This window comes from Pedobacter sp. HDW13 (assembly GCF_011303555.1).
Classification (GTDB): domain Bacteria; phylum Bacteroidota; class Bacteroidia; order Sphingobacteriales; family Sphingobacteriaceae; genus Pedobacter.
On record NZ_CP049868.1, the window covers coordinates 5507884 to 5530824 of the forward strand.

A 22941-nucleotide genomic window follows, 5' to 3' on the forward strand; every position below is an offset into this window, starting at 1 on the left:
GACAGAAAGAGCGCGCCGAAACCGGCCCGTTTTTTTAGTTATAAAGCCCCAGCTCCGCTAAGGATGCAAATTGCAAACCATCGTGTGCGTTATTGGCGATAACTTTAAGGTACCTTAAGGTTTTGGTGCTACCAAAGGCAAAATATTGTGCTCCACCCGCATTTTGTGCCACATAACTGTTTATAGCAGTAAAATTCACATTATCGGTACTGGTTAACACCTGGAAATCTTTAATCGCTCTACTTAATCCGCTTCGCTGAACTAAGCTTAAGCCTTTTGCTGTTTTGGACGATCCCAAATCAATTACAATCTGGTGTGGATAGCTTGTTGCCGTGCTTGTCCACCTCGAGTGCCAGTAAGTACTGTAGCTGCCATCAATTAAAGTAGCAGCCCTGCCGTTAGTAGCTCCTTCGCCACTGGTTTCTTCAGAGCTGAAAGAATTGATGGTCCAGCCGGTTTTGCTTAACTCTGTTAATGGTGCAACGTTATCCTGCAGGGTAGAAGGATCGGTAGTTGGCGCAGGTAAACCTAAAGCAGCCATATCAGTGTAAATTTGGGTGGTAGCTGCCGTAGTTGATAAATTTAAACCCCATTTCTGAAAGAAATTGCTTAGGTTCTTACCCGATATGTTACAGGCTTTCAACATAAAATAACGAAGTTTTGCATCATCGTTGGCCAATGTAGGGTTCTCTACACGCATGTCTTTGGCCAATGTTCTGTAGAAATTATCGCCATAAGCAAGGGTTAACTGTTGGAACATCGCTAACCTGATCCAAACATCTGTTAATGGATTGGCATAGCTGGTTGATCCGTTGTAATCTTTGGTACCATCGGCTTTACCTAAATAAGAAAAAACTTTTGGCCAGGTACCATCATTTACGAGTCTGTTAATAGAAGGGGTAAGCGTTCGTTGCACATATAAACTGTAAAGGTTAACGGTAACTTCGCCCAAAGTACCCCAGCGCCACATCATCTGGTGCTGATGGCCCAACTCATGCCACATGCCCCAACCGTTGGTACCCACGCTGCTTAAGGTTAAAATGGCATTTACATCCGAAGTAATATAAGCCGTACGGTAATCGTAAGCGAAAAAATAATAAGCCGGATCTTCGTGCTGGGTAAGCAAATAGGTATGCACATTTTTTGCATGTGCAGGCAATGAATTATCTAAACCATTCAAATCATCTTCGAGGGCAATTACCTGCGTAATTTTATTCAGTATGGCTGCCTGATCTTCTGTTTGGTACTGTATTGCTTTGGTGCGTGAAACAACAATAAAACAATTGCTACCTTCTAACACTACATCTGGCGTGGTATACGTTTGCAGTTGATTAATCCAGTCGGAATTTGTACTTACCCCAAGTTTAAAATAAGGTGCAAACTGATAACCACTGTTAAAGGTTAGTTTAGCGGTTGATCCGGTAGTGGCATTCGTATACCTGATCCATAGTAAACCGCCCACTGCATTGGTGATGGTATTGGTACCGGCAGTTAACTGTACAACTGTTGGCTGGGTATTCCAGGTGCCATATCTGGAGTAAGTACCAATCAGTAATTTAGGTAAACGTGTGCCCGCTGTTTGTTCTACGGTAATATCAAGGGTAGCATTTGGGGCCATGTATAAGCCAGTTGCAGTAAAATCTGTTAATTGGTACCCGTTTTTTAAGCGATCCTTTTCAATTGAGGCACTGATTTTTTCGGTAACGTTAAAAATGTTGGTTTGTGTTGCCGATTCTACCATGGCGCCGCTTTTAGGCGTTTGGTTTGTTGCCACTTCTTCGGGCAATACAGCTGCTTTTTTACAGGCAGCAAGGCACGTAATGGCCAGGGCAGTAAAGAGTAAAAGTTTCTTTTTCATGTTTAGGTTTTTGTAGGTTAGGTTATAAATAGCCCGAAACTAAAGTTAGCTACCGGGTTAATTGGTTTAGTTGTTGGGGTTAAATAACCATCAGACAGCACAAATCAGGGTATTAATGCACGGTTATTTAAAATTTGGTTACAACAGCTGTTTCTTAATTGATGTAAATCTCTGAATATCAATAAACGATAAACATCAAGTCTTTCTACAACGTCAGCCGAATGTATAAAGATTTACACCCAGATAAAAGAAAAAAGATTGCGCAACCGTTTGATTGTAATGGCCAAATAGTATTGCTATTGCCCGAAGGACGATATAATAAAGGTAGAGGCAGTAGTTTTCGGGATTAAGTATTTGGTTTGCCTTGTGTATTCTTAAGCATTTCACAATAATTACATGCCTTGCAAGTTCATTTTGAAAAACAGATCCCTTCAATTTTATGCAAAAAAAAGCCAGGACATAAAAGCTAAACTATTAACTTATAAAAGTATAGCTGGAAAGACAATACGTTTTAAAGTGGATTAATCGCACTGGGTTTAATTTCAGTTGATCAAACGTTTGCGCAATGATGGCCAAAAATTAACTTTTATTTATTTCTAAAGTAATGCTTAATATTGATTTGATGAATCCCGATTTTACAGAACCAAACGCATCGGAATGAATTAAATTATGCGCTGCTGTTTACTGCAGCTGGTAATTTTAAATTAAGGTCATTTTATTGTTAATGAATAACTATACCAAACTTCCCGACCTGGTACTCATTCAATTGGTAAAAGAAGGAGACCAGTTTGCCTTTTCGCATATTTACGAAAGGTATTGGGGAATGCTTTTTATACATGCAAGAAAAATACTCGGCAATGAAGATGAAGCTAAAGATATTGTTCAGAACCTGTTTTTTAGCCTTTACACCAATATCCATCACATAGATTTTAAAACTTCTTTCTCTTTTTATCTGTACCGTTCGGTAAAAAATATGGTGTTAGATCATATCAAACACCAGAAAATAGTTGACCGCTATCTCGAATCCTTTACTAATTTCTCCGATCAGGGAGCACTTGTTACTGATGAGGAAATTAGGCGCAAAGAACTGGAAAAAATTATTGAGCAGGGAATTGATGAGCTCCCCGGTAAAATGAAAGAAGTATTCTTGCTAAGCCGTAGAGAAAACATGTCGCACAAAGAAATTGCCGAAAAATTAGGCATTACCCAACACACCATTAAAAGCCAGATAAGCAATGCCATTCGCATTTTACGCAATAAAATAGGCGCCTGCCTGATGCTTTTCTAATTTAAATTAAAATATTTTTTTTCTTTCTCATACCATCGCCACTTTCAATCGTCTTAGTTTAACAAGCCTATTGAAATGAACATGGAAGAATCCACCTTTAAAGAACTTCTACAAAAATACCAGGATGGAAAATGTACTCCGGAGGAGCTTAACATTTTGGAGAGCTGGTATGTGGCAGAAGCCAGAAAGCCGATCCCCGCATACAGTGAAGCTGAACTGTATGAAATTAAAACTGCCGTATGGGATGACTTTTCGAAAAAAGCAGGTTTTAAGGCACAAGACTTTTCTCCAGAAAGCAAAACCGTTAAATTATTTAGGAACCTTGGCATTGCTGCAGCCCTTGTTGTGGCGCTGGGTATTGGTTTTTATTTTTACAGTACCCAAAATACCCAAACCAACCAATTGGCAAATAAGCAAACTACACCAATAGTACCGGGTAGTAACCGTGCCATGTTAACGCTTGCCGATGGAACAAAAGTTGCGCTTGATGACTCGAAAAACGGAGAACTAGCTCAAAAATCGGGCATTCAAATTGTAAAACTGGCAGATGGCCAATTACTTTACCGGATACCGAAATCAACACAAAAAACAGGTTTAGCGCACCTGTTAAATACCGTACAAACACCCAATGGCGGGCAATATCAGCTTATACTCGAAGATGGCACCAAAGTTTGGCTAAATGCAGCTTCTTCTTTGCGCTACCCTATGGCTTTTAGCAATCACGATAGGGTTGTTGAACTAGAGGGAGAAGCCTACTTCGAAGTGGCAAAAGATAAGAAAAGAAGATTTGTGGTTAAAACCATCCAACAGGAGGTAGCCGTATTGGGTACTCATTTTAATATTAATGCCTACCCCGAAGAAAGCAGTGTAAAAACAACCTTGCTTGAAGGCAGTGTACGCGTAGTACAAAAAAACAAAGAAACAGGCGCTACCGTACTTTTAAAACCCGGACAAGCTTCTCAATTTAATGGCGACCGGTTTGATGTGAAGGAAGTAGATACCGAAGAGGCCGTGGCCTGGAAAAACGGTTATTTCGTATTCGATAACGAAGACCTTAAAACAGCTGTTAGAAAAGTAGCACGATGGTACAACCTTGAGGTAGTGTACACCGGGCAGTTTGGAGCAGTAGAAATAGGAGGATCTGTATCGCGGTTCGATAATATTGATCAGGTACTACAGGTACTTAGGTTAACTACCAGGTTAAATTTCAAAGTTGAAGGAAGGAGGTTAATCATCAGTCACTAAAATTTAGCCTATAAATCGAAGGCGCGGCAACGCCTCCGATTACTGATAAAGGCTTAAAGCAATATTAATTATTTCAATAAACCAACTTAGCAAACCAAATGTATGAATTTTAAACAAAAAATCTTGGGTAGGGCATTTTGTGCCCATCGCGGACTAAAACGATACCTTATTATGAGAATCTCTTTGACCATGGTTTTGATGACATCGATCTTTCTACAGATCAGTATCGGTGCCGATGGTCAGAATATTACCCTAAAAGAAAATAATGCAGCACTGAAAGATATTTTAAAAAAAATAAAGAAACAGAGTGGCTACAGCTTTATTTATATGGGCAATGTTTTTAAAAATGCAAAACCAGTAAGCATATTAGCTAATAATGAAAGCATTACAGCGGTACTGGATGATGCTTTTAGAAACCAACCGCTTGATTATATGCTTAGCAATAAAACCATTATTGTTCAGCAGAAAAGCAATATACTGCCTCAAAATAGCAATATTGTACAGCTTAAAGATGTAAGCGGGAAAGTGCTCGATGAAACAGGCAGCCCCTTGCCGGGAGCCAGTATTAAAGTTAAAGGGCAAAATGTAAGTACAACAACAGATCTGAATGGGGTATTTACCCTGAAAGGCATTTCGGCCGATGCTGTTTTAACCGTTTCTTTTGTGGGTTATGAACCACAAGATGTGAACGTAAATACATTAGGCCAACTGGTTATTAAACTTAGTCCGGTTTCTGCCAAATTGGGCGATGTAGTAGTTGTAGGTTACGGTACACAAAAGAAAGCCAACCTCATCGGATCAGTTTCACAATTAACAGCCAAAGACATCAACGACAGGCCGGTATCTTCTTTAGCCAACGCACTTACGGGTCAGTTGCCGGGCGTTACGGTAATACAGCGTAGCGGTCAGCCAGGTGTAGGTACGGGTAACATTCAAATCAGGGGTGTAGGTTCGTTTGGCGCTAACGCAGGTGCATTAATATTGGTTGACGGTATTCCCGTAAACTCGTTTAATGATATCGACCCCAACGACGTAGCGAATATTTCGATCCTAAAAGATGCCTCAACAGCTGCCATATATGGTTCGCGGGCTGCAAACGGTGTTATTTTGGTTAGCACCAAAACCGGAACCAGTAGCGATGGTAAAATTAAAATTGCCTATAACGGTTACACTGGTACACAACGGGCTACAACTTACCCCGAATTTGTCGATTCGTGGGAGTATGCTACCTTGCTTAACGAAGCACAGCCGGGTGCCTATACAGCAGCACAAATCCAAAAGTATAAAGATGGCTCCGATCCGGATAATTACCCCAACGAAAACTACATCAAACAGGTATTAAAAAAATCAACTTTTCAAACCGGACATAATTTATCGCTATCCAACAGCTTAGGTAATACACAATATTTACTTTCTGCTGGTTATCTCTATCAAAATGGTATTGTAGAAAAGAACAATTATAACCGCTACAATATCCGGTTTAATATGGCTAATCAAATTAGCAAAAAGCTTAAATTAACCACACGCCTTTCGGGAGCACAATACATTAATAACGAACCCGCACCGCCAGCCACTTTAGACTGGACTGATATGTTAACCAACATTAGCCAGGTAATCAGGGTACCAGCCATTTATGTAAACAAACTGAGTAACGGAGATTATGGACTGGGTGTTGTGGCTAAAGGTACACCGGTTTCCTATTCGGATAACGAATCTTTCTTTAAAAGCAAACAGACCGATTTATTGGCCAATATGCGTTTGGATTGGGAAGTAATTAAAAATTTAAAACTTTCTGTTATTGGTGGATATACCCAACTAACGGGTAATTCGCAACGTTTTTTAGCCAACCAACGCTTAAACAGTACTGTTACGCTTGGCCCGGGAAGCCTTAATCAGGTTAGTTTAAATAATAACTACAAAACATTACAACAACTGGCTGAGTATAAAATAAAGATCAAAGACCACGAGATTGGTATTCTTGCCGGACATTCGTACGAATTCAATAAAACAGATACCGTTTCGGCAAACAGATCAGGATACAATAGTAATACCCTTACCCAAATTAATGCCGGAGATGCCAGTACCCAAAAAAATACTGGAAACGGAGCTGAATTTGCACTCGATTCTTATTTTGGTAGATTGAATTACAATTACAACAACCGCTACCTGGCCGAGTTTACAGTACGTTACGATGGTTCATCACGCTTTCCTGACGCCAGTAAATATGCAACCTTTCCGGCCGGGGCTATTGGCTGGCGTATTTCGGAAGAGTCATTTTTAAAAGATAAATTCAACTGGCTAAGCGACCTTAAAATTAAAGCTTCTTACGGTACACTAGGGAATCAGAACATTGGTAACTACGCTTATCAAAACGTACTGAATGCGGGATTTAATTATCCCTTTGGTGGCACTTTATCAACCGGTGTAGCCAATACCCGACTGGTAGATCCAACCATTAAATGGGAATCGACCCGAACAAAGGATTTAGGTGTTGAAGGTAGTTTATTTAAAGGGAAACTGGGCTTTAGTGCTACCTATTTCGATCGTTATACTTACGATATTTTGGTTAGTCCGGCTTCCAGTGTATCAACTGTATTGGGCTTTAGCGTTGGCTTACAAAACTCTGGCCGCTTAAGCAACCGTGGCTGGGAATTTACCTTAGATTATAGAAATAACATTGGCAGTTTAAATTACGCAGTAAACGGAAACTTCTCTGTGATCCGCAATAAAGTACTCGATTTGGGTGTAGGTAATATTACCCAACCTAACGGAATGGTAGGAAACGGATCAACCTTGTTTAATGGTTTTCCTATGGATATGTACTATGGCTATCGGGCTGATGGTTTGTTTGTTGATGCCGCCGATATTGCCGGTTATGCCAATCAGAAAAGCATTAACCCGAATGTAAAACCGGGCGATATCCGTTACCAGGATATAAGTGGCCCCAATGGTGTTCCTGATGGTAAGGTAGATGCCACTTACGACCGTACTTTTTTGGGCAGCAGGATACCTAAATACACTTTTGGCTTAAACCTTTCAGCCAGCTACAAGAAATTTGATATATCTATCCTGCTACAAGGCATAAGTGGTGCCAACGGTTATTTGGATGGTTATGCCGGATGGGCTTTTTACCAGAACGGAAATATTCAGCGTTACCAGGCTGATTCGCATTGGTCGACTGCCAATCCCGATCCCAATGCCAAATACCCACGCTTAGAAACCATTTCGAATACCGGCACAGCAAATACCTTAACTTCTTCGTTCTGGATGTTGAACGGTAGTTATTTGAAAGTGAGGAATGTACAACTGGGTTACAAATTTACTTCAGCATCGTTAAAAGATAAGGGAATTGAGGGCCTAAGGGTGTATGCTACAGCACAAAATCCACTTGCTTTCAGCAAATATCCTAAAGGCTGGGATCCTGAAACCATTACAAGTGGTTCTTATTATCCGATTATGGCAGTATACACACTGGGTTTAAATGTTAATTTTTAATGATTACTGAGATGAAAATATTATATAAATCTATATTACCAGGCTTAATTGTACTTTTACTGATGGTATCGTGCAGGAAAGAACTGGACAGAGCGCCTTTGGATCAGTTTTCGAGCCAAACATTCTGGGATACCGAACAAAATACCATGCTGGCACTAACCGGGGTATACAAAGGAAATATTCAGATGTCGGTTAATCCAACCAGTGCAGAGTTTTCGGCTACCGATTGGTGGTCTTACCATGGTTTGCTTTACCTCGAATTTGCTACCGATAATGCTTACGACAGGAGAGGAGACAATTCGGGTTTTAATACACTCACCAATGGCACGCTAACGGCAACCAACAGTTACCTGGCCAATTACTGGAGCTTAAGTTACAAACGTATTGCAAGGTGTAACTACTTTATAGAGAATATTGCCAAAGCACCGATTGATGCTGCTAAAATAGCCCGAATGACTGCAGAAAGCAGGTTTATAAGGGCTTGCCAGTACTTTTATCTTTCGCAATATTTTGGCGCTGTTCCTTTAGTCGAAAAAACACTCACCCTTACCGAAGCCAATACCGTAAGCAAAAGTACCAAAGATCAGGTTCAGGCCTATGCCGAAACGGAATTTAAGGCCATTGCTGCTACATTACCGAAACAGAACAGCATGCCGGCTGCCGAACGTGGAAGGGCTACACAGCAGGCAGCACTTGCATTTTTAGGCCGCATTTATCTTGCCCAACAAAAATGGACTGAAGCTGCAGCTACCTATAAACAGCTTATCGATCTCAATGAGAACCTTATTGATCCGAATTATGAAAGTCTTTTTAATGGCACCAACGAAACCAGTAAAGAGATTATTTTTGCCACACAATACATTCAGGATCTGGCACCCAATGCCATGATGCAGCATAATTATCCGGCTAAACTGGGCGGTTATGTTTTATACTGTCCGCTGGGAAGTTTGGTAGAATCGTACGAATTTACAGATGGTACGCCTTTTTCTTATGCTGATGCAAGGTACAATGCAGCCAATGTAGGCCTTAACCGCGATCCGCGCCTGAAATATACGGTATTGTATAACGGGCAGGCTTTCAAAAATATCGTTTATACCAGTAATCCAGATGACAGCAGTTCTCCCGACCAGTTAACTACAACCAAACAAGCCACCCGTACCGGTTATGCACTTAAAAAGTTTAACAGCGAGGCTTTTAGTGGTGGCGACCTGCAAAACTCGGGCGTCGATTTACCAATTATCAGGTATGCAGAGGTTTTGCTAAGCTATTTAGAAGCCAAACTCGAATCTGGTGCGGCTATCGATCAATCTTTGCTTGATGAAACCATCAATAAAGTTCGCGGCAGGGCCACAGTTAACATGCCTAAAGTAACAGAAACCAATCAGGCAGCATTGCGTACCATTTTACGCAGGGAAAGAAGGAATGAACTGGCACTGGAAGGAATCCGCTATTGGGATTTGTTACGCTGGAAAAATATCGGACAGGTACTGAACGGCGATTTCTACGGTGCGGCTTTTCCGGGAGCAACCAATCTTCGGAAAAAAGGAACAGCTGTAGATCCTTACAGCAGATGGTTTGTAACGTCTAAAGCTTTCAGAACCGGACAAGACGAACTTTGGCCTGTGCCGCAGAGTGAGGTGAATATTAATCCTAAACTTAAATAAATGAAAATTCCATTACTGATTTTAATGTCTTTTTTTGGTCTGCAGAGCTTTGCCCAGAAAAAACCCAATGTAATTTTAATCTGTGCCGATGATTTGGGCTATGGCGACCTGAGCTGCTACGGTGCAACTAAATTGCACACCCCAAATCTGGATAAACTTGCTGCCAAAGGTATCCGTTTTACCAACGGACACTCTACTTCAGCTACCTGTACACCTGCGCGCTACGCCTTAATGACTGGCGAATATCCATGGCGGAAAAAAGGAACAGGTATTCTTCCTGGCGATGCTGCATTGATTATTCCAACGGACAGGAAGACCTTACCAAAAGTTTTTAAAGAAGCTGGTTATCAAACCGCAATTGTGGGTAAGTGGCATCTGGGCCTTGGCGATCAGGTAGAAAAAAACTGGAACGGAGAAATTAAACCCGGACCTAATGAAGTTGGTTTTGGTTATTCTTTTATTTTTCCGGCTACGGCCGATCGGGTTCCTACTGTTTTTCTTCAGGATCATCAGGTAGTGGCGCTGGATAAGGCAGATCCGATTGCAGTAGATTACAAGCAGAAAATTGGCGACGAACCTACCGGAAAGGAAAACCCTGAGCTGCTAAAAATGAAAAGCACACCGGGACAGGGGCACGATAATACCATTGTAAATGGCATTGGTCGCATCGGTTTTATGACGGGTGGAAAAATGGCCCGTTGGGTAGACGAAGAGCTTTCTTTCACCTTCCTTACGCAGGCCAAACAATTTATTGCATCGAAAAAACAATCGCCTTTTTTCCTTTATTTCGCTTTAACTGAGCCGCACGTACCGCGTATGCCGGCAACCATGTTTAAAGATAAAAGTGGTTTAGGCGCCAGAGGTGATGCTATTTTGCAATTAGACTGGACAGTAGGAGAAATTATGAAGGAACTTGAACATCAGGGCATTGCACAAAATACCATGATTGTATTTACCAGTGATAATGGTCCGGTGCTGGATGATGGTTACCAGGATGAGGCTGTTACACGACGCAACGGACATACCCCTGCCGGAACACTTAGGGGTGGTAAATATAGCGCACTGGAAGGCGGTACGCGTGTGCCGTTTATCATCAACTGGCCAGCGGGTATTAAACCGGCTGTGTCTGACGCGCTGGTATCGCAAATCGATTTTATTCAATCTTTTGCTGCCTTATTGCAGGCCAAAATACCGGCTGGAACGGCAACGGATAGTGAAAACCAATTGGCTTCTTTTTTAGGAAAAAATAAAACCGGTCGCTCTGTTTATATTGAGCAGGGTGGAGCGCTTTCCATTATTAAAGATAACTGGAAATACATTACACCAGAAAAAGGACCTGCTTATGCTAAGGCGGTAGGTATTGAAACCGGAAACCTGGATGCGCCACAACTTTATGACTTGAGTAAAGACAAGGAAGAAAAAAATAATCTGGCTGCTACTTATCCCGATAAAGTAAAGGCACTTGCTGCTTTACTGGCAGAGATTAAAAGTAAATAGCACCCTACATTTTGATGTGAAAAGCATCGGTTTATAGCGCAGGCACTCCGTAAAAGGAGCTGCCTGCTTTTTTGTTTTAAGTTGTTTATCAAGTGATGCTATTCAAAGGATCGTCATGCTGAATGTATTTCAGCATCTCCTATGCCGGATACTTCGGTGTCGTCATTTCGAGCGAAGTGCAACGTAGTCGAGAAATCTGTCTTTATAGATTTCTCCGTTCGCTACCGGTGAAAAACCGGTTCACTTCAGTCGAAATGACGATTCTTCTATTGGGTCTGTCAATAGTAGCGGAATCGAAGGGCCTTTGTTATTCCATTCGCTTATCGTTATTGCGTAGGTCCGTCATTCCCGCGTATGCGGGAACCGTAATGCTTTCACTATTGTTCCATATCCACAGGCTTTTTTCCGCCTGACGCCGCGGGGCTTCGATATTCATTTCCCAGGTATAAAATCGGATCAGGGCAATGGCCAGAGCAGTAGGTTAAATTGTAAACTGGCTATACAATTAATACCAATCCCAATGCTTAAATTTAAGTAGCAGCAATAATTAAAGTTATGGATTCAACCCCTCCACCATTTGATCCTCTGAAATACAAACAAACCACCCACCAGCAATGGCAGGAAGCGGCAGAGGCCTGGTATCGCTGGAGTCCTTTGTTGCACCAATGGCTGGGCAAAACCACCGAAAAAATGCTCAATATGGCTGGCGTAACTACCGGACAAAACCTGCTTGATATTGCTGCTGGTGCCGGAGAGCAATCTATTACTGCTGCCAGAATGGTGGGGCCAACAGGCAGGGTTTTAGCTACCGATATTTCTGCTAATATTCTCGAATATGCCAAACAAATGGCCGCACAGGTCGGATTGAGCAACATTGACACCGCTGTAATGGATGGCGAAAAGCTAACGCTCGATGATGAAACATTTGATGTTGTAATTTCGAGGGTTGGGTTGATTTATTTCCCCGATCAGCAAAAGGCCCTGAAAGAAATGTTACGGGTACTTAAACCGGGAGGAAAAATAGCTGCCATTGTTTATTCCGTACCCGAAAAGAATACATTTTTCGCTATACCGGCCGCTATTATCCGCACACATGCCAAACTACCACCTACTTTACCGGGCCAGCCGGGGCCTTTTAGTTTAAGCCAGAAAGGGGTTATTGAGCTGGCTTTTTCTATGGCTGGGTTTAAAGATGTAAAATCGTGTCTGATTAATGCTCCTTTAATTTGCGAATCTGCTAAACAATGCCTGCAATTTGAAAAAGAATCGTTCGGGGCTTTGCATCAAATGATGAGCGGTTTATCCGAACCTGAGAAAGTTACGGTATGGGATGAAATAGAAACAGCGCTCAAACAGTTTGAAACAGAAAACGGTTTTGAGGGACCCTGCGAAATGTTGGTGGCTGTGGGTGAAAAGGGCTAGGTAATTCGCTTTATTTTGTCACAGATGCATAGAAAATCACAGATTTGAAACCATCAGATATAGCTCACCATCCGCTAACACAAAATTACCCCAAAATCGGCCCATGATTAGCATTGCTCAACCTAATATTTAGTTGTTCTTAACCCTATAATCCAAAGTCCTATCAACCAAAGCCAACAACTATAGCCAATGGTACTTACTATTTCACCTTGTATGCTCAAAGCAATCCCCAGCACGGGGCGAAGCAGGTACGAAGTAAACCTGGCTAAAAGGTGGCCTAAACGTGGGGTGAATGCGGAATTAAGGTGGGGTTTAGTGGTTATTTGGAATTTAATCAGATCGATTAAATTGGAATCATTCTCTTTACCCTAAGATACAAAAAAATAAGGGTATAAATATCCGATTGTTAAAATCGATATATTTGTTGTTAGCGCCACGCCTGACAGTATAATTCAACATATAAATGAATATCCCTGCACAAATAGAAGCTTACATTACCAGTCAACCCGAAGCCAAACGCAGCGACATGCAGGCGTTACACCACATCATTACAGCACTAATGCCAACTGCTCAACTCTGGTTTCTCGATGGCAAAAACAGTGAAGGTAAAATTGTTTCCAACCCAAACATCGGGTATGGGCTTTACACCATCACCTATGCTGATGGCAGAAGCAAAGATTTTTATCAGATTGGTCTCAGCGCCAATACAACTGGTATTTCGGTGTACATTATGGGGATTGAAGATAAGCTATACTTAGCCCAAACCTACGGCGCAACAATTGGCAAAGCCAGCGTTACAGGCTATTGCATTAAGTTTAAAGCTTTGAAAGATATTGATGTAAGTGTACTTCAAACAGCAATACGCGATAGGGTTGAGGGAGGAGTGATTTAATCTATATCAATCATTACTACATAATACATTTGAGCGTTAATTACATCCTGAATTTGAAACAGTCCTTCTTAACGTGCTAATTGCTTAATGATTAAAATAAGCCACCTTCAACCAATTAAGATAGTTAAGCCGCTTATTTCAGCAGATAATTAGCACATCTTATCCTGACAATGAAACAGCCCTTTCTTAATGTATTCAATCCCTTGGTGATTAAAATAAGCATGTGATGAACAAAAATATGAATAGCGATGCAACCTTCTATTGATCCTCGTCGTCTTTCCTAAAAACATAATTACCTAGATACTTACAGCACCAAAGAAATTTTAAACTATGAAAAAATCTACTTACCTGCTTATCCTCGCGCTTTGCGTTTTTACCAGTTCTTGCACCATGATGGTTAAGGGTTTCGCCAAACTCTTGGTTAAAGATTACAATGATTACACCAGTACCCATATTTCTGATATCCAAATTGTAAATCAGAATGGAAAGAGTGAAACATTTGGCAATTTGTACCCGCAAAAAACGGTTTATCTATATGTTTGGGGAAATAAGAAACTGTCTGAGCAGCAAGAAAAATCATACCTGTTATTGAAGGAACGTTTTGCTAAATATCCGGATGTAGTTTTTGCTACGCTTTATGTAGGCTCTGATACGACATTAAATACCAATAGGTTAGTTAACAATGCTTCATCGGCTGAATTCAGAGAGATTTTGAAACTTGGCGATCCTGCACCATTCATTATTGGAAAAGATGGTGCGATATTAGCTTACAAAGGCCCAAAACCAGATGACAAAATTATAGTAGATTATGTTATTTGCCAGGCCATAAAAGGCGAAGATGGAACCAAATCCGCTAAACGGTTTATTAGGGGAGTGAATGGGAATAGTCAGTTTAAATCGGATAAACTCATTGAATGGTACACTGCCCACTACGGCAAAGCTCCTGCAAATAAACTTCCGATGTCTCTATCTTCTACAAACTAGATTTTTATTCCCAATAGCGTGGAGTTTTTAAAAAAAAATATTGGCAAAGAAGTCCTCATCCATTGATTGGGAGAAAGTGAGCTATTCAGAGAAGGTATATCCACAACATTCATTTACGTTGCTAAAGTTGACCATGCCAAACGGTAAGCCAGGGACAGGCTGGGTTGATAAGGCTTTTAGCAAATATGAGTTCAAAGAATTTTGTCCTTATCACATTAGGATAAGTATCGACCTTACTGATAAAATTGCTGAAGATAATCCTGATTTGGATATGGGAACAATTGAGGATTTCTTTTTAGATGGGCTAAAGAAAATGTGCATTTGCCATTTAGTTTCCAGGCTCGCAGCAGATAAAGGAATAGATATGTTATTTATGCTGAAAAGGATGCACCTGTAGCGCAATTTTTAACAATGTCTGCGCAATCAGAAGACAGATTCGTATCTTTCACTTATAAAATTGACTTCGATCCTAAGTGGAGGAAAGTGGATAAATTACTTAATGCGCAGGAAAGAAAATTTGGCTGGTAAAACGCTAAATAAGTGGTTACTCCTCCACAATCAATAATAGCATAATGAAAATATTTGGAAATTTTTTCGATAAGGAACTACCAGGCAGATACCCAGAAAACGTTCAGGGAGATTTTTATGTAGAGAACCAGGTATGTATTACTTGTGGAGCACCTGAAGCCGAAGCGCCAGATCTGATTGAACATTCGAAAATCGAATACGGACATTGCTATTTTAAAAAGCAGCCACAAACTCCCGATGAACTCAATAGGGCAATAAGCGCAATGCAGGTTTCATGTATCTCAGGGCTTCGATACGGAGGTAAGGATGAGGAAATACTAAAACGGCTTTACGAGGCGGGACTAGCTGATGAATGTGATCACAAACCTAAAAGTAAATACCGTTCTCGTTTATAACGGGGGATTGCTGAAAACTGCGATTCTACATTTCTTAATGTGCTTAATTACTTAATGATAAAATTAGCCACCATTAAGCAATTAACGTAGTTAAGGTGTATTGCCTTTTACTACTGGATTTATACATTAAAAAGCTCCTTAATTGTTTTCCATTAATACAACTTAATGTTTATAATTATATTATTTACGACCCAAAATAATTAGATATGAAAAGAATATTACTCTTAGTATTGCTTATTGGTTTTACCAATTTAGTTAGGGCACAGAAATTTGAAATTTACGGAGCTTATGGGCTAGGTTCAGCGCAAGAAATCATAGATGGCCTATCAGATATGGGCACTTCATTAATAACAGGTGGTAATGCCAGTAGCACTACATCTCATGGCTTTGGGCCAATCATTGTTGGCGCAAATTATTACCTTACTGCAAGGCTAACCGCTGGTGTTTTATATTCAAACACCTCATCAAAATCAACTGTTTCTGCCGGAAGTACAGCTGGCTCGGATTATAAGAATACCTACAACGTTTTTATGGCAAGAACTGATTACCGTTACGTTAATAAAACAATTCAGTTGTATTCTGGCATTAGCCTAGGCGCATCCATAGCTAAAACTAAGCCTGAAAATGGAAACAGTACAAATACAGCCAGCAGTACAGACTTTGCCTACCAGGTTAATGCACTCGGAATAAGAGCAGGCAAGAACATAGGCGCCTTCGCCGAATTGGGCTTTGGTTACAACGGTATTATCAATGTTGGTATTTCGGCGAAATTTTAAATAAGCCGAGTTCGAAACAACAATTTGCTATCTTAAGGAGCTAAGCAATGCATTTTTGCATCATGCTTAGCTCTTTTCCTTGCTGCCCTAAGACTTGCGCCAGGTGTGAAGAACTGCAATTCTATCGCTATCTTAAGTTTATACTTATTTAATACCACAAAAAAATGTGAAAGCGCATTAGCGCCGACACTTTTTAAGCACAAAAAAGCCCCACATTTCTGTGAGGCTTTCTGTGATCCCGCTGGGATTCGAACCCAGGACCACTACATTAAAAGTGTAATGCTCTACCAGCTGAGCTACGGAATCATTTCCCTTTGTTTAAGGAGGTGCAAATATAGAGATTTATCCTTTCTTTGCAAATGTTTTTATAAAATGTTTTTGGTTCTTAGCGTTAAAATAATGTTATCTGTTTGTAACCTGCTGATTTTAAATTTGTAAGATCTGAAAATATTTTTCATCTTTTTTCTTAAAAAAATAGGCAGAACAAAAACGAGCGCTTAAGCTTAGCCAATTACTGTTTTGTGGCCTTAGGTATAAAGTTCAAAAAGGATTGAAACTGGGCTTTATGCTTGTTTTTATCCAGTTTAAAATAGAAAGCACCACGTCTGGAGCTCGATTTATCTTTTTCCGTTTGTTTAATGAGCAAACCACTGGCAGTTATTTTGCGGATAAAATTCCTGTTATCAATTGGTGCATCGTACACCTGCTCGTATAGTGCCTGCAATTGCGGGATGGTAAAACGTTTAGGTAAAAGTTCGAACAAAACAGGGTGGAGGGCTGCCTGATAACGGATTTTATCCATAGCGGCTTTAACCATAATGTTGTGATCGAAAATCAGTTCAGGTACATCTTTAATTTTAAACCATTCGGCATGGTATTGATCGTTAATCTGTTTGCTGTATTTATTGATATCGATCAAGGCGAAGTACACTACCGATACAGTACGTTCAATCGGATCACGATCGGGACTACCGTAAGCGTGCAGCTGCTCTAAATATACATCGTGCAGACCAGTAAGTTCTAAGAGGATGCGCTTCGCAGCGCCGTCGAGGTTTTCGGTTTCGCCGATAAAGCCCCCCATTAAGCTCCATTGATCTTTAACTGGCTCAATGGCCCTTTTTATAACCAAAAGTTTCAGTTCTTCGCCATCGTAACCAAAAATAATGCAGTCTACGGCAACCAGTACAGGTTTTTGATTTAAATATTTTCCCATGTTTAAAAAAGCATATTTAATTTAGTGTCATTGTAATCCGTAATATACCCTAAAATATTCGGATAACCTTCAAATTCTTCAATGGTATGTGTAGTGGTTAATACCACGCAAGGCATGCCCGCATTCAGGGCCGATTCTACACCTTTTGGCGCATCTTCAAAAACCAGGCAATCAGCCGGTGCAGTGCTCAGCGCAGCTGCAGCCTTTAAAAAGGTTTCGGGATCGGGTTTACTTGTTTGCACATCATCGGCACTTACAATCGCATCGAGGTAATGGCGGATGTTTAAACCATCAACCACGAAATCGATATTAAAAGGAATGGCTGCTGAGCCAATAGCCATTGGAATATCTGCATCCTTTGCCCGCTCCAAAAAGCCAGCCAGCCCATCAATTAATGCCAAGTGGGGTAAATAACCGGCCTGATAGCGCTTTTCTTTATCTACTGAAAGGCGTTCTACCTCAGCGGCGCTAAATTTACCTTTGCCGAAAACACGCTCCAGAACTTCGTGATTTTTACCGTACATTTCCTTTTTAACACTTTCGTAATCCAGTGCTGCACCTAAATCTTCGGTCATAATGCTGTACCAGGCCAACGTATGGTATTCCATATCGTTAATCATGGTTCCGTTTAAATCGAAAAGAAAAGCTTTAGGTCTGAAATTCAAATCGTGCATATTCTTGCTAAATTATGTGATTTTTTTTGATGTAGGGAATGATGATCAATATTAAGAGAAATAATATTATAATCGTTAACTTAACGTTAATTATTTTTTTACTACTTTAGCGTTAACCAAAAATAAATCTATATGAAAGCATGCGGGTTTTAATCTGTACAAATCACGACTGCTTCATCACCCTAAAACCAATAATAACTGATGAAAAAACCATTTCTTAAAGCGTTACCAGTGGCTACATTGTGTTTAGCCCTTGCTTTTTCTTCCTGCAACTCCAAATCGGATAAAGGCAGCGATACAGCCGCACAGCACGATTCGTTAAAATACAACAGCACGATTGATGGAAAAAGTGTTAAACTTTACACATTAAAAAATAAGCAGGGGGCTTCCGTTTCGATTAGCAATTACGGTGGCAGGGTGGTTTCGTTACTGGTACCCGATAAAAACAATAAATTAACTGATGTAGTATTGGGTTACGATAGCATCGGGGCTTATCGTAAAAAAGGCGAACCGTTTTTTGGCGCACTGATTGGCAGATATGGAAACCGGATTGGCAAAGGTAAATTTGCTTTAGATGGAAAAGAATATCAATTGCAGCTTAATGATGGTGTAAACACCTTGCACGGCGGTACCGATGGTTTTTTTGGCAAGGTGTGGGAAGCGAAGCAAGTGGATAGCACCAAACTGGAACTGAGCTATGTTTCTCAGGATGGGGAAGCTGGTTATCCGGGTAAACTGGATGTTAAGGTTTCCTATACGCTAACCGACGATAATGCCCTGCAAATTGATTATGTGGCCACTACAGATAAAACTACCATCGTAAACTTAACCAACCACGCTTACTTTAACCTAAACGGCGAAGGCGACAGCACAATTCTAGATCACGAATTAGTGATCGATGCCAGTGCTTATACGCCGGTAGATTCTACCCTGATTCCAACCGGTAAATTACAACCTGTTGCAGGCACTGCTTTCGATTTTAACAAAAGTAAATTGATTGGCAAACAAATTGGCGATAACGACGAGCAATTAAAATTTGGTAAAGGTTACGACCATAACTTTGCATTAACCCATCACGATGGTAAAGCACCCGTAGCGGTTGTTAAAAGCACTAAAACAGGTATTGTGTTATCGGTGATTACAACAGAGCCTGGATTACAGTTTTACAGTGGTAATTTTTTAACGGGCGCTGATAAAGATGGTAAAGGTGGTAAATCTTACCCTCACCGTTCGGCATTCTGTTTAGAAACGCAACACTTCCCTGATGCCCCAAACCACCCGAATTTTGCATCGACGGTGCTTAAACCGGGCGAAACGTATAAGACCAGTACAACTTATAAGTTCTCGAAATAAGATCGGGTATTGGCCGGTGTCTCACCGACTAGTAGATCAGAATTTAGCGTAGCTTTTTTCTGACCACGGAGGCACGGATAAGCACGGAATAACATATTTCTTGTTTGGTATCTCACTCACCAATAGATCAGAATTAGCGCAACTATTTTCTGGCCACGGATGAGCAAGGAATAGTGTTTTTCTTATTCGCTTATTGTTCGGTGTCTCACCAACCGGTATATAAAATTAAAGCTCCTGCTATACAGGAGCTTTTTTTATTTTTAACCAAATCTTCGGATAATCCTGTTTTTGGTACCTGGGCACTCTATTAACTTATACCGCTAATAACCTTTCAGGGAATTGCGAAATTTTTTCGATCGTGAGCTGTTGCATAATCTGGTATAAATGGGTTTTAAACATATTGATGGTATGGTCTCCACCTTCATTACCCAATGCCCCAACGCCATACATAAACGGGCGGCCCATAAAGTTAAATTCAGAACCTACTGCATGTGCCCTGGCCAAATCAACTCCAGAACGGATTCCTCCATCCAGCATGATCTTGAGTTTTGATTTATAGGCTTCATTTCCGGCGAGTTTAATTAAAGAGTTAATCGATGATTCACCAGCATCAATTTGTCGCCCGCCATGATTGGAAACAATAACCCCATCCACACCAATCTGTATAGCTGCCTGCATATCTTCATCAGTAGCTATGCCCTTTAATACCAATGGCCCTTTCCAGATTTCGCGGATGGCCGAAACCTTTTCTATGTCAACCTTCCCTGTAAACGTTCGGTTCATAAACTGTCCCAGCTGCGACATGTCCATTCCTTTTTCCATATAAGGTTTTAAGGTGGCAAAAGAGGGGATACCATGCTGTAGTGTTTTTATACCCCATAATGGTCTTGCAAATGCCTGTAAGATGTTGTTTACCGACATTTTAGGTGGTATTGAAAGGCCACTTTTAATTTCCTTGTACCTTAACCCGAAGGCAGGCACATCTACCAGCACAACCAGAACCGGACATTCAACTGCTTTCAAACGTGATAAAATATCATCCCTAAGTTTATTTTCTGTAGGGTGGTAAAGCTGAAACCAGGCTTTTCCTTCCGAAACTTCAGCAATCCGTTCGATACTACTGGTCGATACCGTACTCAATGTATAGGGGATATCGTGTTTAGCTGCCGCTTTAGCTAGAATTTCGGGCGCATTGGGCCACATTAAGCCTTGCAAACCGATAGGAGAAATACCGAAAGGAGCACTGTATTTGCGGCCAAAAAGCTCAACCGACATATCAATATCTCCACCAACACGTAAATAGTTAGGTTTTAAATATATATTACCGAAATCAGTTTCGTTACGGACCAGATTTAGCCCTTCGTTACAGCCGCCTTCTAAATAATCGAATGCAAATTTTGGTATTCTTCTTTTTGCTTTACTTCTAAGGTCAGCTACAGAAGGATATTGAGAATGATAAGGAAAGGTAATTTTTTTGCTCATTATTAAATTTATTATCTTGGCCGCAGGGGTGTTAAAAACCGAAAACTAACACTATATATTGTAATCTCCATCCTGCACTATCGGCCATGTTTGGTTTCTGGAGAATTTAAGTGCCAGGTAATAGCCACAAGGGGCTTAAAAACAGTCTTTAAAGACTATAAAAAACCTTCGCGTTATCAGAAAAGATCAATCTCCTTTCTGCAACAGTGAAACGTTCGGTATATTTATTTACTAAATTAAACCAATCCTCGTAAGGCCTGCTGAGTAACATTACCGGCCAGTCGCTGCCATACATTACGCGTTCAGGGCCAAAATGTTCAAATATTACATCAAAGGCGTTAAACAGTTCTTGCTCTGTCCAGTTTTTCCAGTCTGCTTCAGTTAATAAACCCGATACTTTACATTGCACATTGGGGTTTGCAGCCAAAGTTTTAATGTTTTCAGCCCACAATTTCAAATCCTGACTTTTTACATCTGGCTTGCCACAATGATCCAATACAAATGGCTGATCGGGAATTTGATCAACCATTTGTATAATGGCTTCCAACTGGTCGTGATAACACAACAAATCGTATGTATAATTGTATTTTTTCAACTGTTTAACTCCAGCAATAAAAGCTGGATTGAGGATAAAATCCCGGTTCTCAGCCTGCAGGATGTGCCTCCAGCCCTTAATGGTTTTATGATTGTTCCAGTAGCTTAAGCGCTCATCAAGATCAGGGTTTAACAAATCAACCCAGCCTACAATGCCTTTTATAATTTCGTTCTCTCCGGTCAGGGTTAAAAGAAAATCGTTTTCTTCTTCCGATTGACTGGCCTGCACTGCAACGCATCCGGTAATATTCAAATCGCTATACACCCTTAAGAGGTTTTTAGGAGAAAAATCTTTACGGATGGTTTGCATATCCTCATTAATCCAGTTATCTCTAACAGGGTCGAAATTCCAAAAGTGTACGTGGGTATCAATCATATTGTAAAAGCACTAAAGTTTAAATATCTGATCCATTAAGATCCATTTTTCGCCCGGTTTGGCACCTGGCAATGCCTGCTGGAATTTCCACATTAAAGTTTCCCATTCCTGCACTTTGGGGTTGGCTAAATCGGCCTTTCCTTTTTCTTCAAAAGAAAAGCTTTCGTTTACCTCCATAATCATAAATAACCGGTTACCAGTTAAATATATATCGAGGTTTTCGATCCCGGAAGCAATAATGCTTTCTTTAATTTCAGGCCAAACTGATTGGTGATATTGCTTATATTCTACAATAAGCTGCTCATCATCAACCAGATCGAGCGCCAGGCAATATCTCTTCATATTAGTTTTCGATGTAAGCTTTAACAGTCTGTTTACTTGTACCCAGGCCATCAATACCCAATTCAACTACATCGCCTGCCTTTAAATACCATGGCTCAGGTTTTTGTCCTAAACCTACACCAGCAGGTGTACCTGTGGTAATTACATCGCCAGGTAAAAGAGTCATGAACTGACTGATATAAGCAATCATAAACGGCACATTGAAAATCAGGTTCGAGGTATTTCCATCCTGTAAAGTTTTGCCGTTAACGGTTAACCACAAACGTAAGTTGTGTACATCAGCAATTTCATCCTGTGTAGCAATAAATGGCCCAATTGGTGCAAAGGTATCGGCGCTTTTTCCTTTCACCCACTGTCCGTTACGCTCCAGCTGGAATTCGCGTTCGCTGTAATCGTTGTGCAATACATAACCAGCAATATGATCTAAGGCATTTTCTTCTGATACGTAACTGGCTTTTTTACCAATAACAATAGCTAATTCTACTTCCCAATCTGTTTTTTTACTGTTTTTAGGGATCACCAAATCATCATTCGGGCCTACAATAGCGCTGGTAGCTTTGAAGAATAAAATGGGTTCGGCTGGAATAGGGGCATTAGTTTCTGCCGCGTGGTCTTTGTAATTTAAACCAACACAGATAATTTTAGAGGGACGTGCCAAAGCAGGACCTAAGCGTACACCTTTATCTACTTGTGGTAAATCAGCCGATGCAATAGCTGATTTTAATTTTTCAAGGCCATCGCCACCAAAAAACTCTTCGTTATAATCACTAACCAATGCAGATACATCGAAATAGTTATCGTTGATAATTACTCCTGGTTTTTCTGCTCCAGCTTCGCCAAATCGTATTAATTTCATGTTAAAA

19 protein-coding genes and 1 tRNA gene are annotated in these 22941 nt (G+C 40.6%); 12 read left to right on the forward strand and 8 right to left on the reverse strand.

What is annotated here, in order from left to right; genetic code table 11:
• Positions 1 to 34: 34 nt before the first annotated feature.
• Entirely contained in the window at positions 35 to 1858 is a 1824-nt protein-coding gene (locus G7074_RS22960; protein WP_166211565.1) for a M60 family metallopeptidase, read from the reverse strand.
• Positions 1859 to 2582: 724 nt separating this feature from the next.
• Between G7074_RS22960 and G7074_RS22965 the strand changes: the two genes are divergently transcribed.
• The 11 genes from G7074_RS22965 to G7074_RS23015 all read left to right on the forward strand — a co-directional run bounded on the left by G7074_RS22965 (position 2583) and on the right by G7074_RS23015 (position 16044).
• Entirely contained in the window at positions 2583 to 3146 is a 564-nt protein-coding gene (locus tag G7074_RS22965; protein WP_166211568.1) for an RNA polymerase sigma factor, read from the forward strand.
• 75 nt (positions 3147 to 3221) lie between these two features.
• Positions 3222 to 4391: a FecR family protein gene (locus G7074_RS22970; protein ID WP_166211571.1), complete on the forward strand. Its 1170-nt coding sequence runs from the start codon at positions 3222 to 3224 to the stop codon at positions 4389 to 4391.
• A gap of 171 nt (positions 4392 to 4562) precedes the next feature.
• Positions 4563 to 7886: a TonB-dependent receptor gene (locus G7074_RS22975; RefSeq protein ID WP_166211574.1), complete on the forward strand. Its 3324-nt coding sequence runs from the start codon at positions 4563 to 4565 to the stop codon at positions 7884 to 7886.
• Between the two features lie 11 nt (positions 7887 to 7897).
• A complete protein-coding gene (locus G7074_RS22980) occupies positions 7898 to 9550 on the forward strand; it encodes a RagB/SusD family nutrient uptake outer membrane protein (protein ID WP_166211577.1) in 1653 nt (550 codons plus the stop codon).
• Entirely contained in the window at positions 9551 to 11047 is a 1497-nt protein-coding gene (locus tag G7074_RS22985) for an arylsulfatase (protein ID WP_124561369.1), read from the forward strand.
• Positions 11048 to 11602: 555 nt separating this feature from the next.
• On the forward strand, positions 11603 to 12469 hold the full coding sequence (locus G7074_RS22990; protein WP_124561370.1) for a class I SAM-dependent methyltransferase: 867 nt from the start codon (positions 11603 to 11605) through the stop codon (positions 12467 to 12469).
• 463 nt (positions 12470 to 12932) lie between these two features.
• On the forward strand, positions 12933 to 13361 hold the full coding sequence (locus G7074_RS22995) for a DUF1801 domain-containing protein (RefSeq protein ID WP_124561371.1): 429 nt from the start codon (positions 12933 to 12935) through the stop codon (positions 13359 to 13361).
• A 330-nt stretch (positions 13362 to 13691) separates the two neighbouring features.
• Positions 13692 to 14345 (forward strand): hypothetical protein, encoded by a 654-nt coding sequence (locus tag G7074_RS23000; protein WP_124561372.1) that lies wholly within the window; start codon positions 13692 to 13694, stop codon positions 14343 to 14345.
• A gap of 40 nt (positions 14346 to 14385) precedes the next feature.
• Positions 14386 to 14742 carry a hypothetical protein gene (locus G7074_RS23005; RefSeq protein ID WP_124561373.1) on the forward strand — a complete coding sequence of 119 codons (357 nt, stop codon included), beginning with the start codon at positions 14386 to 14388 and terminating at the stop codon, positions 14740 to 14742.
• A 175-nt stretch (positions 14743 to 14917) separates the two neighbouring features.
• Positions 14918 to 15268: a ferredoxin gene (locus tag G7074_RS23010; RefSeq protein ID WP_124561374.1), complete on the forward strand. Its 351-nt coding sequence runs from the start codon at positions 14918 to 14920 to the stop codon at positions 15266 to 15268.
• Positions 15269 to 15474: 206 nt separating this feature from the next.
• Positions 15475 to 16044: a hypothetical protein gene (locus G7074_RS23015; protein WP_124561375.1), complete on the forward strand. Its 570-nt coding sequence runs from the start codon at positions 15475 to 15477 to the stop codon at positions 16042 to 16044.
• A 233-nt stretch (positions 16045 to 16277) separates the two neighbouring features.
• Here G7074_RS23015 and G7074_RS23020 read toward each other — a convergent pair.
• The 3 genes from G7074_RS23020 to G7074_RS23030 all read right to left on the reverse strand — a co-directional run bounded on the left by G7074_RS23020 (position 16278) and on the right by G7074_RS23030 (position 17931).
• Positions 16278 to 16350, reverse strand: a tRNA-Lys gene (locus tag G7074_RS23020).
• Between the two features lie 205 nt (positions 16351 to 16555).
• Positions 16556 to 17257, reverse strand: coding sequence for an NUDIX domain-containing protein (locus tag G7074_RS23025; protein ID WP_124561376.1), 702 nt, complete (start codon positions 17255 to 17257; stop codon positions 16556 to 16558).
• A gap of 2 nt (positions 17258 to 17259) precedes the next feature.
• Positions 17260 to 17931, reverse strand: a complete 672-nt coding sequence (locus G7074_RS23030) for an HAD family phosphatase (RefSeq protein WP_124561377.1) — start codon at positions 17929 to 17931, stop codon at positions 17260 to 17262.
• A 201-nt stretch (positions 17932 to 18132) separates the two neighbouring features.
• Here G7074_RS23030 and G7074_RS23035 point away from each other — a divergent pair, with 201 nt between their 5' ends.
• Positions 18133 to 19284 carry an aldose epimerase family protein gene (locus G7074_RS23035; protein WP_124561378.1) on the forward strand — a complete coding sequence of 384 codons (1152 nt, stop codon included), beginning with the start codon at positions 18133 to 18135 and terminating at the stop codon, positions 19282 to 19284.
• Between the two features lie 312 nt (positions 19285 to 19596).
• On the opposite strand, the gene G7074_RS23040 is transcribed toward G7074_RS23035, so the two are convergent.
• From G7074_RS23040 to G7074_RS23055, 4 genes are all read right to left on the reverse strand, one after another.
• Entirely contained in the window at positions 19597 to 20766 is a 1170-nt protein-coding gene (locus tag G7074_RS23040; protein ID WP_166211580.1) for an alpha-hydroxy acid oxidase, read from the reverse strand.
• Between the two features lie 148 nt (positions 20767 to 20914).
• Complete coding sequence (locus G7074_RS23045; protein ID WP_124561380.1) at positions 20915 to 21736, reverse strand: amidohydrolase; 822 nt, start codon at positions 21734 to 21736, stop codon at positions 20915 to 20917.
• 12 nt (positions 21737 to 21748) lie between these two features.
• Positions 21749 to 22078, reverse strand: a complete 330-nt coding sequence (locus G7074_RS23050) for an L-rhamnose mutarotase (protein ID WP_124561381.1) — start codon at positions 22076 to 22078, stop codon at positions 21749 to 21751.
• A 1-nt stretch (position 22079) separates the two neighbouring features.
• Positions 22080 to 22934: a fumarylacetoacetate hydrolase family protein gene (locus G7074_RS23055; RefSeq protein ID WP_124561382.1), complete on the reverse strand. Its 855-nt coding sequence runs from the start codon at positions 22932 to 22934 to the stop codon at positions 22080 to 22082.
• Between the last annotated feature and the right edge of the window lie 7 nt (positions 22935 to 22941).